The 16,327-nt window shown below is 68.6% G+C and carries 9 protein-coding genes; 4 read left to right on the top strand and 5 right to left on the bottom strand.

The window, feature by feature from the left end; translation table 11 throughout:
- Positions 1-548: 548 nt before the first annotated feature.
- The gene (locus ODJ79_RS17355; RefSeq protein ID WP_263024508.1) at positions 549-2,207 is read right to left on the bottom strand and encodes a sulfatase-like hydrolase/transferase; all 1,659 of its coding nucleotides are present in this window, start codon (positions 2,205-2,207) and stop codon (positions 549-551) included.
- A gap of 137 nt (positions 2,208-2,344) precedes the next feature.
- Positions 2,345-4,585 carry a putative bifunctional diguanylate cyclase/phosphodiesterase gene (locus tag ODJ79_RS17350; RefSeq protein ID WP_263024507.1) on the bottom strand — a complete coding sequence of 747 codons (2,241 nt, stop codon included), beginning with the start codon at positions 4,583-4,585 and terminating at the stop codon, positions 2,345-2,347.
- Between the two features lie 115 nt (positions 4,586-4,700).
- Here ODJ79_RS17350 and ODJ79_RS17345 point away from each other — a divergent pair, with 115 nt between their 5' ends.
- Genes ODJ79_RS17345 through ODJ79_RS17335 form a run of 3 tightly spaced genes read left to right on the top strand, consistent with a single transcriptional unit; the run spans position 4,701 to position 9,024 of the window.
- Positions 4,701-5,318 carry a TetR/AcrR family transcriptional regulator gene (locus tag ODJ79_RS17345; protein ID WP_263024506.1) on the top strand — a complete coding sequence of 206 codons (618 nt, stop codon included), beginning with the start codon at positions 4,701-4,703 and terminating at the stop codon, positions 5,316-5,318.
- Positions 5,318-7,054, top strand: a complete 1,737-nt coding sequence (locus ODJ79_RS17340) for an ABC transporter ATP-binding protein (protein WP_263024505.1) — start codon at positions 5,318-5,320, stop codon at positions 7,052-7,054. Before ODJ79_RS17345 ends, ODJ79_RS17340 begins: the two co-directional genes overlap by 1 nt.
- A complete protein-coding gene (locus ODJ79_RS17335) occupies positions 7,054-9,024 on the top strand; it encodes an ABC transporter ATP-binding protein (RefSeq protein ID WP_263024504.1) in 1,971 nt (656 codons plus the stop codon). Before ODJ79_RS17340 ends, ODJ79_RS17335 begins: the two co-directional genes overlap by 1 nt.
- A 63-nt stretch (positions 9,025-9,087) precedes the next feature.
- On the opposite strand, the gene ODJ79_RS17330 is transcribed toward ODJ79_RS17335, so the two are convergent.
- The 3 genes from ODJ79_RS17330 to ODJ79_RS17320 form a co-directional block, all read right to left on the bottom strand.
- Positions 9,088-10,611, bottom strand: coding sequence for a protein kinase domain-containing protein (locus ODJ79_RS17330; protein WP_263024503.1), 1,524 nt, complete (start codon positions 10,609-10,611; stop codon positions 9,088-9,090).
- Between the two features lie 323 nt (positions 10,612-10,934).
- On the bottom strand, positions 10,935-13,700 hold the full coding sequence (locus ODJ79_RS17325) for a Calx-beta domain-containing protein (protein WP_263024502.1): 2,766 nt from the start codon (positions 13,698-13,700) through the stop codon (positions 10,935-10,937).
- 360 nt (positions 13,701-14,060) lie between these two features.
- Positions 14,061-15,275: a hypothetical protein gene (locus ODJ79_RS17320; protein ID WP_263024501.1), complete on the bottom strand. Its 1,215-nt coding sequence runs from the start codon at positions 15,273-15,275 to the stop codon at positions 14,061-14,063.
- Positions 15,276-15,478: 203 nt separating this feature from the next.
- Between ODJ79_RS17320 and ODJ79_RS17315 the strand changes: the two genes are divergently transcribed.
- Positions 15,479-16,327, top strand: coding sequence for an alpha/beta hydrolase (locus tag ODJ79_RS17315; protein WP_263024500.1), 849 nt, complete (start codon positions 15,479-15,481; stop codon positions 16,325-16,327).

Here is a 16,327-nt window from a genome sequence, read left to right as displayed (position 1 = left end):
TCAGCGAGACCACAGTCAGCGTTGCAGCAGCCATCGAGGCCGCAGGCACCAGTGCAGCAGCCGTCGAGGCCGCAGGCACCAGTGCAGCAGCCGTCGAGGCCACAGCCACCGCCGCGGCAGCCATCAGCGCGGCAGCCATCAGCGCGGCAGCCATCAGCGCGGCAGCCACCAGCGCGGCAGCTGCCGAGGCGGCAGTTGCGGAGACCGCCGCGGCCGAGACCACCGAGGCCACCGGGGCAGTCACCGTCGCCGAGGCCGCCGAGACCTCGGGGTCATCACTGTCGCCGACGCCGCCGGGGCCGCAGCCGTCACCGAGACCGTCGCCGAGGTCGCAGCCGCAGTCTCCGAGGCCGCGGCCGCACCACCGACTGCGGTCGCGCCGACGAGGGCACCTCGCGTGGAAACGGGCGCAATCGGGAGAAGGCTATTCGCGACGACGCAGTTTCATGGCGGGGCGCCGCAATTGTTGGCGCCATTCTTCGGTCGGCCCCGGCTGCCTGCGATCGCGCATTTTTGTGGGCTCGGAAAGCGACCGCCCTGAGCGATATCTAGTGTGCCTCGCCCTCGGGGCTGAAGGCTGTCAGGAACTTGTCGCGGAATTGGTTCATCGGCCAGACCGGGGCGTTCGGGGCGGGGGTGAGACCATCCGTCCAACCCCAGCTTGCTATGCGGTCGAAGACCTTTGGGTCCTTGGCGACGATGGAGATGGGGACGTCCTTGCTCGCGTTCTGGCCTACTACTACCGAGGCCGGCTGGTGGTCGCCCAAGAAGATCAGGACCAGGTTGTCGTCGGCGTAGTTCTGCACGTACGAGATCAGGGTGTCTACCGAGTAGGCGATGGACGTGGCGTAGGCCTGGCGGACCTTGTGGTTGTCCTTCCAGACGCTGCCGGCGCCCTCGGCCGACTTGATGATCGGGCCGTAGACCGAGCCGTCGCCCAGTTGGTCCCAGGGGAGGGTGACCGGGAGGGGGGCCCAGGGGGTGTGGCTGGAGGTCAGGGTGATCTCGCCGAGCAGGGGGCCGCGGTGGGGCTTGCCGTACTCGAAGTTCGCGAACTGGCGGACGGCGTACTGGTCCGGCATCGTCGACCAGCTCAGCATCGGGCCGTGGTAGTCCAGCGAGTGGACGTCGTAGACCTGGTCGTAGCCGTAGAACTGGCCCTCCGGCCACGCGTACGTGACGCCGGGCTCGACGCCGACCGTGCGGTAGCCCGCCCGTTTGAAGGCTTTGGTCAGCGTCAAGCGGTCCGAGTTGACCAGGCTGCGGTAACGCTGCTGGTTGTCGATCCACAGGCCGGACAGGAACGTGGAGTGGGCCAGCCAGCTGCCGCCGCCGGCGGTGGACGAGGTGAGGAAGCCGGTGCGGGCGGCGAAGCCCTTCGAGGCCAGCTTGGCGTCGTCGGCCTTGAGCTGGGCGAGCACCTTGCCGTCGAACTCGGGGTTCTCCACGGCCGAGCGGCCGTAGCTCTCCACGAAGCCGATCACCACGTCCTTGCCGCGCAGCGCGGTGAGCAGCTGGTCGTCCGGGAGGGCGCGGAACGCGTCGACCTGGACCTCGCGCTCGAACGCCTTCTGGTCGGCGATGTCCTGCGGCACCTTCAGGGCGGTGTCGTGGGCCAGGTCGGCGGCGGCCTGCGCGGCGACCGGGATGCCACCCACGATCTGCACGCCGAGCACGGCGAGGATCACCCAGGCGCTGGCGAAGGCGAAGACCGCGTGCCGGGTCGGGCGGGCGTGCGCGGCCAGCAGACGCGTCACCCGGCGTACGGCCAAGGTGGTGAACGTCAGCAGCGACGCGGCCAGCAGGACCGCGGCGACGGCGACGCCGAACGCGCCGGCCTTGCCGATCGAGTCCTCCAGGAAGTGGTAGCCGTCGCTGAACAACACCCAGTCGAGGACCGGGTCGAACTCTCGGGCGAGCACCGCGAAGAAGCCGATGTCGACGATCTTCACGATGGTCAGCAGGCCCAGCGTGAAACCGAGGATCGTGGCCAGGATCCGCCGGCCGCGCTCCGGCAGGGCGAGCAGCACGGCGATCGCGACAATTGCCTCGATCGGGATGCGGACCAGGGCGTTCAGCCAGAAGTTGCCGGGCGCGAGCCTCGTGATCTGGTCGGGCATGACCAGGGAAACAAAGACGAGGAGCACGGCGAGCGTGGTGACCACCGCGCCGCCGACACGGCGCAGGTGGGGCTTGATCTGGGACAACTCGGGGTTCCTAACCGCTGTGAGGACCTGCCTCCAGGTACACGGCGAGCACCCGGGTTCGGTTCAAGCCGAGGCTACTGTCCCCACCACCTTGCCCCGCGGCCGCCCGGTGCCGAGGAACCCGAACGAGCGGATTCCTACGCGTGCTGCCGGTCCGCCAGATGATCGGCCGCCAGCAACGCGAGGATGGCGTCCGGCTCGATCGGCTTGCTGAAGAGGTAGCCCTGGCCCTGATTGATGCCGATCCGGCGCAGCGTCTCCCACTGCGCGTTGGTCTCGATGCCCTCGGCCACGGTCTGCATCTTCAGCGCCTGACTCAGGCCGGCCACCGCGTCCACCAGCGCCACGTCGTCCTCGTCGACGTCCACCTCGTCGACGAAGGTCTTGTCAATCTTGATGACGTCGACCGGGAGCTGCTTGAGGTAGCTCAGCGACGAGTAGCCGGTGCCGAAGTCGTCGATCGCCAGCCGTACGCCGAGGCGGCGCAGCGCGTGCAGGGTCTCCTTGGCCGCCTCGATGTCGACCATCAGCATCGACTCGGTGATCTCCAGGGTGAGCGAGGCCGGGTCCAGGCCCGCGTCGGCGAGCGCCGCGGCCACGTCGTCGACCAGGCCGGCGTACTGGAACTGGCGGGCCGAGAGGTTGACGTTGACCTTGATCTCGGCGGCGTCCGGCGACTCGGCGCGCCAGCGCGCCAGCTGCGCGCAGGCCTCCCGCAGCACCCAGCGGCCGAGCGGGACGATCAGGCCGTTCGCCTCGGCGCCGGCGATGAAGTGGTACGGGCCGAGCAACCCGTCGCGCGGATGCTGCCAGCGCACCAGCGCCTCGACCGCGGTGAGCCGCTGGGTGTGCATGTCGACCACCGGCTGGTAGTGCACGCGGAACTCCTCGTGCTCCAGCGCGTGCTCGAGGTCGGCGCGCTGCTGGGCCTCCTCGAGGACCGAGATGGTCATGGTCGGGTCGAAGACGGCGTACGTGTTGCGGCCGGCCCGCTTCGCCGCGTACATCGCCAGGTCGGCGTTGCCCAGCAGCTGGTCGGCGCAGACCAGGCCGGAGACGCCCGGCTCGCAGACGGAGGTGGCGATACCGATGCTCAGCGAGCAGGTGATGTCGCGGCTGGCCAGCCGGACCGGCTCGTAGGCGGCCTCGAGCAGGCGCTCGGCGAGGCTGGACGCGTCGGCCGGGTCGAGATCCCGGATCAGGATCGCGAACTCGTCGCCGCCGAGGCGGGCCAGCACGTCGCCGGGGCGCACCTGGGCGCGCAGCCGGTCGGCGATCGTGGTGAGCAGCTCGTCACCGGCGCTGTGCCCGAGGTTGTCGTTGACCAGCTTGAAGTCGTCCAGGTCGAGCAGCAGCACGGTGGCGGGCAGGTCGTCGTGGGCCGCGACGGCCTCCTTCAGCCGGTTGCGGAACATCGCCCGGTTCGGCAGCCCGGTCAGCGAGTCGGTGTAGGCCTGCCGCTTCAGCTTCCGCTCGAGCTCACGCCGCTCGCTGATGTCGCGGAGGCTCACCACGACCGCCTGGAGGTCGGGGTCGTTGATCCAGTTCGTGCCGATCACGTCGACGTAGACCCACTCGCCGTTGACGTCGCGCAGCTTGGTCACGTTCCGCTCGCTGCGCCCCATCGGCAGGGCCAGCATGCCGTGCAGGAAGTCGTGCACCTCGGCGGCCCGGTCGGGCAGCATCACGTCGGACAGCGGGCGGCCGATGAGGGCGGCCGGGTCGAAGCCGAGCAGGTCGCGGATCGACGGGCTGACGTACTTGAGCTCGCCGTCGCGGCCGAGCGCGAGCACGGCGTCGGCCGACGCCTCGAGCAGGGTCTCGGAGCGCTGTTCGACGACGCGACGGCGCTCGTCGAGACGGGTGCGGCTCTGCGCGTTGAGCGTGGTGATGACGACCACGCACGCGTACATCACGATGATCACGCAGGTCGCGGCCGGGCCGAGGTTGCCCTGCAGGGGCAGCACGACGGCGTACCCGACGCCGGCGACCGCGCCGAACACGGCGACGATCCGCGGCGGCCAGAGCGACGAGGCCGTGATCAGCAGCAGGACCGCGGCCGGCAGGTAGAGCATCGCGCCGAGCGGGTCACCGACCCCGAACAGCAGCAGGACGGGCAGCTGGGCGAACCGCCAGAACAACACCCGGCGGCGGAAAATGTCGTTGCGGACCAGCCGGTTCCACGGCAGTCTGAGCGCCGCCGCCTGGGAGACGACCACCAGCGTGACCGGGATCAGCCACCACCGGCTCGACGCGGGCCAGCTCATGGCTATCCGCAGGCCGCCGATGGCCGTGACCAGCGCGGCGAGGGTCGAGGCAATGCGGATCTGGCGGGCCCAGTAGTCCGCCGTGTGATCGTCCAACTCGAATCGCCGCACGAGCGCCTCATCGACCGGGCGTTTCCCGACCTGAGCAGTTCCTGAGGCGGGGGCCCGGCGCCCATGACAAATGTCAGTGGCTGAGTGAGCGCTCGCTCAGTTAGGGTGGTTCCTCGTGGAGAACAGGCGAAGAAGGGTTCCGGCGCTCGCGCCGGAGGAACGCCGGCAGGCCCTCATCGCGGCGACCATCCCGCTGCTGCACGAGCACGGTCTCGACGTCAGCACGCGGCAGATCGCCACCGCCGCCGGCGTTGCCGAGGGCACCATCTTCGGCGTCTTCGAAAGCAAGAACTCGCTGGTCGTGTGCTCGGTCATCCAGGCGCTCGACCCGCAGGTCACCCTCGACGGGCTCACCGCGATCGACCCCGCCCTGCCGCTGCGCGAGCGGATGACGATCGCCGCCGACCTGGTGCACGACCGGTTCGCGGAGAACGCGCAACTGCTCAACGCGGCCCGCAAGCTGATCTTCGCGGGTCACGGCGACCCGGACGCGCAGAGCCGGATGGCGATCAGCCGCGAGCGGCTCAAGAACGCCCTGACCATGGTGATCGAGCCGGACGCGGCGGCGCTGCGGCGCTCGCCGGAGGCGGTGGCCCAGATGCTGCTGTTGTTCTGCGGGGCGAACGCGTACGGACCGTTCGGCGATCCGGACACCTTCCGCGGGGCCGAGTTGGTCTCGCTGCTACTAGACGGATTTCTCATTCGAGACGAGGACAAGCGGGGGGCTCAGTAGTGCTCATTCAACTGCTCCGCGGCCATCTCCGGCCGTACAAGGGTGCGATCGCCCTGGTCGTGCTCTTCCAATTCCTCCAGACACTGGCCACGCTCTACCTGCCCACGCTGAACGCCGACATCATCGACAACGGTGTGATCAAGGGCGACACCGACTACGTCCTCCGGGTCGGCGCGGGCATGCTCGGCATCACCCTGCTGCAGATCGCGGCGCAGATCGTCGCGGTGTACTTCGGGGCCCGCACCGCGATGGCGGTCGGCCGCGACGTCCGCAAGTCGATCTTCTCCCGGGTGCAGACCTTCTCGGCCCGCGAGGTCGGCCAGTTCGGCGCGCCCTCGCTGATCACCCGCACCACCAATGACGTGCAGCAGGTGCAGATGCTGGTGCTGCTCACCTTCACCCTGATGGTCTCGGCGCCGATCATGTGCGTCGGCGGCGTGGTGCTCGCGCTGCGCCAGGACGTGCCGCTGTCCGCGATGCTGCTGGTGATCGTGCCGGTCCTGATCACCACGGTCGGCCTGATCATCGTTCGGATGCGCCCGCTGTTCCGGAAGATGCAGGTGCGCATCGACCGGGTCAACCAGGTGATGCGCGAGCAGATCTCCGGCATCCGGGTGATCCGCGCGTTCGTCCGCGACGACCGGGAAGCGGCCCGCTTCACCGTCGCCAACGAGGATCTCACCGACGTCTCACTGCGCGCCGGCAAGCTGATGGCGCTGATGTTCCCGACCGTGATGCTGATCGTGAACCTCTCCAGCGTCGCGGTGCTGTGGTTCGGCGGCCACCGGATCGACGGCGGGCAGATGCAGATCGGCGCGCTCACCGCGTTCCTCAGCTACCTCATGCAGATCCTCATGTCGATCATGATGGCCACCTTCATGTTCGTGATGATCCCGCGGGCCGAGGTCTGCGCCGAGCGCATCCGGGAGGTGCTCGGCACCGACTCCAGCGTCGAGCCGCCGCTCGCGCCGGTCACCACGCTGAGCCGGCACGGCTTCCTGGAGATGCGCGGGGTGGGCTTCAAATACCCCGGCGCCGAGGAGCCGGTGATCTGCGACATCGACCTCACCGCCCGGCCGCGCGAGGTGACCGCCATCATCGGCAGCACCGGCAGCGGCAAGACGACGCTGCTCAACCTGGTGCCGCGGCTGTTCGACGCGACCGAGGGCCAGGTGCTGGTCGACGGCGTCGACGTGCGCGAACTGGACGAAAAACTTCTTTCCCGTACGGTCGGGCTGGTACCGCAGAAGCCGTACCTGTTCAGTGGCACGGTCGCCACCAACCTGCGGTACGGCAACCCGGACGCCACCGACGAGGCGCTCTGGGAGGCCCTGGAGATCGCCCAGGCCCGGGAGTTCGTCGAGCGGATGGACGGCGGCCTGGACGCGTCGATCGCCCAGGGCGGCACCAACGTCTCGGGCGGCCAGCGGCAGCGGCTCGCGATCGCCCGGCTGCTGGTGGCCCGGCCGGAGATCTACCTCTTCGACGACTCGTTCTCGGCGCTCGACTACGCCACCGACGCGGCGCTGCGGGCCGCGCTGACCGCGCACATCGCGGACGCGACCGTGGTCGTGGTGGCCCAGCGGGTGAGCACCATCCGCGACGCCGACCGGATCATCGTGCTCGACGACGGCCGGGTGGTCGGCGTCGGCACGCACTCCGAACTCATGGACACCAACCCGACGTACCGCGAAATCGTTCTTTCCCAGCTCACCGAGCAGGAGGCGGCAGCCTAATGACCGCGCCCAACCGTGCCGCAGCCGGCCCACGGCCGATGGGGCCACCGGCCGCCCGGATGATGATGGGCGGGGCTCCGCCCGAGAAGCTGAACGACTTCAAGGGCTCCACCAAGCGCCTGCTCGGCCTGCTCAAGCCGCAGCGCGCGCTGGTCGGCCTGGTGCTGCTGTTCGGCGTGTGCAGCGTCGCGCTGTCCGTCTCCGGCCCGCGCCTGCTCGGCCACGCCACCGACATCATCTTCTCCGGCTTCGTCGGCAAGTCGCTGTCGTCGCTGCCGCCCGGCACCACGAAGCAGCAGGTCATCGACCAGTTGCGGGCCCACGGCGAGAACACCCGCGCCGACCTGCTCTCCTCGATCAACTTCGTACCGGGGCAGGGCATCGACTTCGACAAGCTGCTGCACCTGCTCGGCTGGGTGGCGGTCGTCTACCTGTGCGCCTGGCTGTTCGGGGTCTTCCAGGGCCGGCTCACCGCGACCGTGGTGCAGAGGGCGGTCTACAAGCTGCGGGAGGACGTCGAGGCGAAGCTGTCCCGGCTGCCCCTGTCCTACTTCGACAAGCAGCCGCGCGGCGAGGTGCTGAGCCGGGCCACCAACGACACCGACAACATCGCGCAGACCCTGCAGCAGACGTTCGCCCAGCTGATCACGGCCCTGCTGATGATCGTCGGGGTGCTCGGGTTCATGTTCTGGATCTCCTGGCTGCTCGCCCTGATCGCGCTGGTCACGGTGCCGGTGTCGATCTTCGTGACCACCTTCATCGGCAAGCGCTCGCAGCCGAACTTCGTGGCCCAGTGGAAGACGACCGGCAAGCTCAACGGGCACATCGAGGAGATGTTCACCGGGCACTCGCTGGTCAAGGTCTTCGGCCGGCAGCAGGAGGCCCAGGCCACCTTCGAGGAGCACAACGACAAGCTGTACGCGTCGAGCTTCAAGGCACAGTTCGTCTCCGGCCTGATCCAGCCGGCCATGATGTTCATCGGCAACCTGAACTACGTGCTGGTGGCGGTGGTCGGCGGTCTGCAGGTGGCCTCCGGCAGCCTGTCGCTCGGCGAGGTGCAGGCCTTCATCCAGTACTCGCGCCAGTTCAGCCAGCCGCTGACCCAGGTGGCCTCGATGGCCAACCTGATCCAGTCCGGCGTGGCCTCGGCCGAGCGGGTGTTCGCCCTGCTGGACGCGGACGAGCAGTCGCCCGAGCCGGCGTCGAAGGGCATCCGCCAGGCCGAGGGCCGGGTCGCCTTCGACGACGTGTCGTTCCGGTACCTGCCGGAGAAGCCGCTGATCGACGACCTGTCGCTGGCGGTGGAGCCCGGCCAGACGGTGGCAATCGTCGGGCCGACCGGCGCCGGCAAGACCACGCTGGTCAACCTGATCATGCGGTTCTACGACGTCGACTCCGGCCGGATCACCCTGGACGGCGTGGACATCAACGACATGCCGCGCGAGGAACTGCGCGAGCAGATCGGCATGGTGCTGCAGGACACCTGGCTGTTCGGCGGGACCATCGCGGAGAACATCGCGTACGGCGCCGACTCCTTCGACATGGTGAAGGTGCAGGCCGCGGCCGAGGCGGCGCACGTCGACCACTTCGTCCGGGCGCTGCCGGACGGCTACGAGACGGTGATCGACGAGGAGGGCTCGAACGTCAGCGCCGGGCAGAAGCAGCTGATCACCATCGCCCGGGCGTTCCTGGCCGAGCCGAGCATCCTGATCCTGGACGAGGCGACCAGCTCGGTCGACACCCGCACCGAGGTGCTGATCCAGCGGGCGATGAACACGCTGCGCGCGGGCCGCACCAGCTTCGTGATCGCCCACCGGCTCTCCACGATCCGGGACGCCGACGTGATCCTGGTGATGGAGCACGGCCAGATCGTCGAGCAGGGCACCCACGACGAGCTGATCGCGGCCGACGGGGCTTATGCGCGGCTGTATTCGGCGCAGTTCGCCCAGGCGGTCGCCGAGGTCGACTGAGCCGTTGGGGTGGGTGCGGCTTTCCCGCCGCACCCGCCCCCCTCGTGATCGGCAGGGCAGGCCTTAGACGGCCGGGACGGGCTTGCGCTTGCTGGTGGCCGGTGACAGCGGCTCGGGCCGTGCAGCCGGCGGTGGCGGCGCGGCCGGGTGCCGCGGCTCCGCGGATGACGGGCTCGTGCTCGCCGGGGTGCTCGGCGGGGTGCTCGCGCTCGTCGGGCTGCTCGTGCTCGCCGGGGTGGTGGAGGTGGCGGCGGGTTCGGCGGTCGAGGTCTGTGCCTCGCAGACCGTGCCGTTGACCCGGAAGACGGCGGGCAGGGCCGCGAAATCGCGGAAGCTCGCCTCGAAGCCGCTGCTCGCCGAGGCACCGCTGCCGCTGAGCCGGACGGAGTTTCCCTCCTGGGTCCAGCCCGCGCTCCAGCCCTTCACGAGTCGCTGGCCGTCCGGCAGATCGAAGGAGAGACGCCAGGCGTTGGTCGGGCCGGTCCGCGCGATCAGGACCGCGGCGAAGAACCGGCCGCCGACAGCCTCGCGGATCGCATAGGCGACCGTACAACTCGCCGCCGGCAGAGGCTCCGGCGCCGCGGCTGTCCCCGCCGGCAGAGGCGCCCGCGCCACAGGTGTCCCCGCCGGCGAGCCCATGAGGGCGAGGCACCAACTCGTGCCGACCAGGACGCCGGCGGTCGCGGCCACCCCGGCGACCACCGCGGTACGCCGGGGCCGCCGGCGCGCGAACCGCCTCCGTACCGTGCGCCGCCGCGTTGCGCCCGGACGTGCCACCGAATGTGCCAGCGGACCCGGTGCTGCCACGCTCGTCGCCGCGGGTCCCGGTGCTACCACGCTCGTCGCCGCTGGGCCTGCCGCGGTCAGTTCCGGGCCCGGTGCTGCCGGGCTCGTCGCCGCGGAGCCCGCCGCGGTCAGTTGCAGCGGAACCGGCGGGAAGAGGCCGGCCGCCGCGGTCAAGATGCCGGACGCCTCGGCGGCGGTGGGCCGGGCGTCGGGCTGCTCGGACAGGCAGCGGTCGACCAGGTCGGCCACCCCGGCCGTCAGCTCGGCGGTGTCCGCCAACATCTGCCGCAGCAATAGTCCGAAGGCGCGCATATCGGTGGCCGGGCCACCATCCGCGGCCTCCGCCGAGATGCCGAAGTCGGCCAGCTTCACGCCGTCCGGGGTGACCAGCACGTTGCTGGCCTTCACACCACGGTGCACGATCCCGCGGGTATGCGCCGCGAACAGCGCGGCCGCGACCTGCGCGCCGACGGCCATTGCAGTGCGACACGGCAACGGGCGGCCATTCATCAGCTCGGCCATCGACCGGCCCTCGACCAGCTCCACCACGACGAACGGCAGCCCGCTCTCCGTCTCGCCGACGTCGTACACCTCGACCACGTGCTTGTCGCGCAACTGGATGGTCGCCCGCGCCTCGATCCGGATCTGCTCCCGCAGCTGTGGCCGATCCGCCGTCTCGGGCGAGAGAACCTTGACCGCCACCTCACGGTCGAGCACCTCATCGTGCGCACGCCACACGACTGACATGGCGCCGACGCCGAGCATGCCGAGCAGCCGATATCGATTCGCCACGCTGGTCATCGCATCATTGTTGATCCTTTGCCGAAATCACCCGGAAACTTGAGGCTTTCTTAAAGCCGTCCTGCCCGCGGATGCGGAACCTAGGCAACCGTGCTGCCCGCGCGAACAAAGCCCGTGGCCCGCTCGAGGTGGCCGTGGGTGCCCGGGCAGCGTGACCAGGGTGCGAGCCGCGGCGGAAGCGGCAAGCGTCGACCAATTAGTCCCGGGCACTGCCGCACGGCCGGACCGTCATCGTCATCGTCATCGTCATCGTCATCGACGCAAAGCGGCGGGGGCGACCATATGGCCGCCCCCGCCTTCGTTAGGTCAGATGGTGCTGGTGTCTACTTGATCGTGAACCGCTTGATGTCCGAGTAGCCACCGTAGATACCGATGGTCGTATCACCGACGACGAACGCCCGAGTCGCGACCGAGGTACCCGAAGCAATCTTCACGGTGCCCCGCCACTGGTTGGTGCTACCGGTGACGCCCTGTGCGATCTTGACCCACTTGCCGCTCAGGTACCGCTGGACTACGACCGTCTGGCCGGCCGCCCGCGGGTTGCCCTGGACCGCGAAGCTCGCGACGCCCGCCGTAGTGGAGGAAGCCACGAAGACCGGCTTCTGGGTGACCTTGACCGACATCTCCGGCGAGACGTAGTCGCCAACCTTGATCCCGAACCGGTAGCCCTGGCCGATCCAACGCTCGAAGGAGTACACGCCGGCGTCACTTGCCGTCATGCTCTGCAGCATCGTCAGCGCAGGGTTGGCCGGCGAAGTCGGCGCGCCCCACAATTCGACGGTCGAGCCCGCGGCCGCCGTGCCGGCGACCCGGACGACGCTCGCCCCGACCACGCCGGTCGGCACGTTGATCGTCGGAGTGCCCGGCGTAGGCGTGGAGCCGCTGTCGGCCGCGATCGTGATCGCGCCCGGCTTCACGGTGCCGACGTCACCGACCCCGGTGCCCTCAACGGCGATTGTTCGGGCCGGGTCTGCCGTGGTGTTGGTGTTGACCTTCACGGTCCCGAGGTCGAGCGACGAGCCGACCAGCGTGCCGGGCAACAGGTCGACGACCTGGGCACCCGGGTTGACAAAGTCACTCGCCGACGCGGCCTTCGACCCGCCCACAGCCTTGCCGGTGTAGGTGATGTTGAAGGTGACCTTCGCCTGGGACTGGCCTGCGACTAGGCCCTTGACTGCAACGGAGTCGCCCTCCTTGGCAGTCGCGGAGACCACGCTGAGGGTCGGCGCCACGTCGTCGTTCTTCAGCATAAGCTGACCGATCACCGTGGTTCCGCTGACATCAGTGGAGGCCGTGGTGAACTTGATCGACGCGGACTCATCGGATTCATAGATCGAGTCGCCGTTTACCAGCACGAAGGCATATCCGTTCGTCTGCCCAGCCGGGATACTGATCGGCGTCGCCGCCAGCGAGTAGTCGTCGGTGCCGAATGCGGTCGACGGGTTGCCAGTCGGGTTGCTCTTAGCGGTGTCAGGCTGGTCCGTAGCAGTGAAGGTCACGGGCGCCGAGGTCGGGTTGGACAGGTGAACCGTGTAGAGCACCACCGAGGCGGAGTTGCCCTCCGGCATCGACACATCGTTGACCGTAAAGGTCGGCAGCGCGTCGTCGTCCGTGATGGTGACCAAGTTTGCCTTCAGATCGCCAGCCAGGTTCACTAGCGAGCCTTCAGCGCCGGGGCTCAGCGTGATAGTGAACGTCTTGTTACCTTCATGGGTTTTGTCACCCATGACGTCCACAGTGAAGGACTTAGAGAGATCACCCGGAGCAAAGGTGACGTCGCCACTTGCAGCATTGAAATCGGTGGCCGCCGCTGTACCGGCGCCAAGAGTGGCTGCCCAGTGCACAATCTGAGTTCTACCCGATGCCTTAGACAGCGTGACGGTGAATGTCTGAGGGTTGAAGAGGCCGTTGCTGCCCTCGGTCACGGATGTCGGCGAGAGGGCGACAGTCGGCACCGTCACGGTTCCCGGATCCGCGATCTTTCCGATTGCCGTAGTGGTGTTTCCCAGAGTCGCGTTGGTAGGCGCGGACAAGGTCGCCCTGAACTCCTCGGGCGAAATCTCGTCCAGATCGTCCACGGTCGTGTGAACCACAGCCGCCTTCGTCGTCGGATCTCCCGGCGCGAAGGTGACCGTCCCGCCACTCACTGCGGTGTAGTCCTTGCCCGCAGTCGCGAGCCCATCGGTGCTGGTCAGCAGTTGACCGGCGGTCAAATCGCTGGTGTCGTACTTGACCGTGACAGTCTTTTCCGACGCCGGGGAAATGGTCACCGGGAAGGAGACGTCCGACCCCTCGGTGGACGGCGAGGCGGGGTTGGCGATTGTCACCGTCGGCGGTAGATCGTTGTCCACGATGGTGATCGTGATCGGAGCCGCGACGCCAGTCACGTTGGTCCCGGCGTCGGCTCTGATCTGGAAGGTCTGGTCGTCCTCGTCAACTGTGTCGTTGACGATCGGGATCGTGAACTGCTTTGACGTCTGCAGAGAACTGAGGGTGAGCGGCCCTGTGTACGCCGTGTAGTCGCCGGGACTCTTGGCCGTCCCGTCATACGTGGCGATCGGGATGCTGACCGCCTGCTCCGACGGAGCGATCAGGGTGACCGTCACGGTGACGAGGGTGTCAGTCCCTTCAACAACGGTCGTCTTGTCCGCTGTCATCGTGTAAGTCGGCGGATTGTCGTTGTCGAGGATGGTGACCGTCGTCGAAACACCGACCGTGTTGGTAGTGTCGCCGGTGGCCGTGACGCTGAACTGCTCAGGACCTTCGTAGACGTTGTCGTCAATCGTGTTGATCGTAATCGTCTGCGTGGTTCCAGCCGTCGCGAACGTGAGTGTCTTTGGCGAGGGAGTCAGAGCGGTGTAGTCGGTGCCGGACACCGCCCCTGCCGTACCGCCTGCCACCGGCGCCGTGGTAATGGTGTACGTCTCGGCAGTGTCGGAGGTGATCGTGATCGTGACGGGAGCACCTTCGACGACTGGTCCGTTGTTGGTGACTACTTGGTTTCCGACTCCGACTGCAAACGCCGGCGTCGCAACGAAGGCGGCCGGGATGAGCCCAATGGCGCCGGCGGTTGCGACCGCCAGCACCATCCGCAAGGGCTTGGGGCCACGCAGCGGGACTGGCGCGGAGCCGTCCCCTGCCGCGGGTGATCGATAGCGCATGTCCTTCTTTCTCCTTCGGCGGCTGGGGCTGCCTCCGTTTCGGGGAGGCCCCTAGCGATGCGCGCCCGCATGACGCGGGTTTGCCTGATCGGGTACCGCACCTGAGGGCGGTTCGGGGCGCCGGAAAAGTCCGACTCCGACGGCGCGCACAGCTCACATAGGTCAGCCATGAGGCCGCGCCTTCCGTAATCTAACCGGCGAATGTGAGCGTTACTGGCGGAACGCATTTTCCCGGCTTAAATCAGGGCAAGGTGCCTGCGCGACCGCCCGATACCGGGGAAAAGCGCCTCAGACGGAGCGGCGGCGACGGATAATCGCGGGCACCCAGGGCGCCGCAGTCAGCAGGCGAAGCACCCAGGGCGCCACCGCCAGCAGCAGAAGCACGGTGAGCAGCGGGAGCCGCCACCATCGACTCAGGACGCTCGGCGGTGGTGACGCGGCGAGCGGGCGGGCCGACTTCGACCAGGCCAGGAAGGCGTCGCCGATGGGTACGGCGCCGAACGCGTAGCGGCGGGTGTGCCATGTGTCCAGCGGGACGCCGGCCAGGTCGCCGAAGTTGGCCAGGCCGGCGGCCAGCGACTCGTCGCGTTGCACGCGGGCCGCGCCCAGGGTCACTACCGTCGCGGAGAGGGAGATGCCCAGTGGGAGCGGGCCGGAGTCCACGTCGGCCGGGCCGGTCGTGCCGTGTGGGTACTCGCGGATGGCCGGGCCCAGGCCGAGGGGGCGGGCCAGGAAGCGGGAGCGGAACGTCAGGTACTGCGATCGGGCGAAATCCGGATCGATCTCCGGCAGGAAGCGCTGGATGATGCTCTGCGACGAGCCGCGCGCCCCAGCGGTCGGTGCGCCGGTCTCGAGGTCGGCGGTGTGCGGGAGCAGGCCGGTCGCGGGGTCCAGGCGTACGCGCACACCGGACAGCCACCGGGCGATCGTCGGGCCGTAGCGCGGGGTCGTGAGCTTGTCGTGCAGGGCCAGCGAGGCGATCGCGACCGTCGAGTCGACCGGCCACGCCCGGCTCGGGTAGGCCGGCAGGAACGGGGTGGGGGATGCGTCGAACGCCGCGGCCAGCGCGGCCGAGTCGCGGTCGAAGGCCGGGTCGGTGGTCCCGGGTGGAGACAGCGAGAGGATGCCGCCGCGCAGCCGGTTGAGCCAGCCGACGTAGAAGTTGAGCCAGCCGACGTAGAAGACGCCGTACGGCGGGGTGAGATCGGCCGAGAAGGGCTCGCGCCCCTCGGCCGAGTCGAGGTGCGCCAGCGCCCAGCGAGCCTCGCCCGCGTCGCCGAGGTCGACCGCGGTCAGGCCGTAGAGGACGTACAGGAAGAAGTAGCCCTCGGGGAATTGTCCTTGGGCGGTGGTGGCGGCGCCGTCCGTGAGCTCGGAACGCAGGAACGTCATCTGGCGGCGTACGGACGGAATGTCTTGCGCGGGGCCGACCAGCCGGACCACGCCGCCCAGCGCGACCACGCTGATCACCACAGCCGCGACCAACCGCACCAATCTCCCCACGGGTGGATCTTAAAAACCCGTGTCACGTGGCCGAGTTTTCCCTTGCTTCGGCGTCGGTCTACCTTGAAGAAATCTGTGAATGGTGACGTGGGGATTTGCTGACCGAAGCGGCATCGGGGGCGGCGGTCGAACGGTGGTATCGGTGGGGTCGCCGCCTCTCTAATGTGGAGATCGACAACAGGCCGACAGAGGAGCTGCCGCTCATGCCCGACATTCCGCAGCACACACTGGACGACATTGACCGGGTCAACGCGAGCGGGCGCACGCCCGTCGTCTTCATTCACGGACTGTGGCTGCTGCCGAGCAGTTGGGACCGCTGGGCCGAGGTGTTCGACGCCGCCGGGTACGCTCCGATCTCCCCCGGCTGGCCGGACGACCCGACAACGGTCGCCGAGGCCAAGGAGCACCCTGAGGTGTTCGCCGGCAAGACGGTCGGCCAGGTCGCCGACCACTACGACGCGGTGATCGGCAAGCTCGACAAGCAGCCGGCGGTCGTCGGGCACTCGTTCGGCGGCCTGCTCGCCCAGATCCTCGCCGGCCGCGGACTGTCCAACGTGACGGTGGCCATCGACGCGGCGCCCTACCAGGGTGTGCTGCCGCTGCCGATCTCGGCCCTGCGGGCCGCCTCCCCGGTGCTGTCCAACCCGGCGAACTACAAGAAGGCGATCCCGCTGACCTTCGAGCAGTTCCGGTACGCGTTCGCCAACGCGGTCACCGAGGACGAGGCGCGGGCGCTCTACGATGAGTTCGCGGTGCCCGCGCCGGGGAAGCCGCTGTTCCAGGCCGCGGTGGCCAACTTCAACCCGTGGAGCGAGGTCAAGGTCGACCACGAGAACGCGTACCGCGGGCCGATGCTGATCATCTCCGGAGAGAAGGACCACACGGTGCCGCCGGCGATCTCGGAGTACGCCTACAAGCTGCAGCAGAAGAACAGCGGGGTGACGGAGTTCGCGTCGATCCCGGGGCGGGGGCATTCGCTGACCATCGACAGTGGATGGTTGGAGGTCGCGAATACGGCGCTGGCGTTCGTGCAGCGCTTCGCCGAGCGGTAA

This window comes from Actinoplanes sp. KI2, from assembly GCF_025630775.1.
In the GTDB taxonomy this organism is placed as follows: Bacteria; Actinomycetota; Actinomycetes; order Mycobacteriales; family Micromonosporaceae; genus Actinoplanes.
The sequence above is the reverse complement of the archived record's forward strand: the minus strand, read 5'-3'. Positions and strand labels throughout refer to the sequence as shown.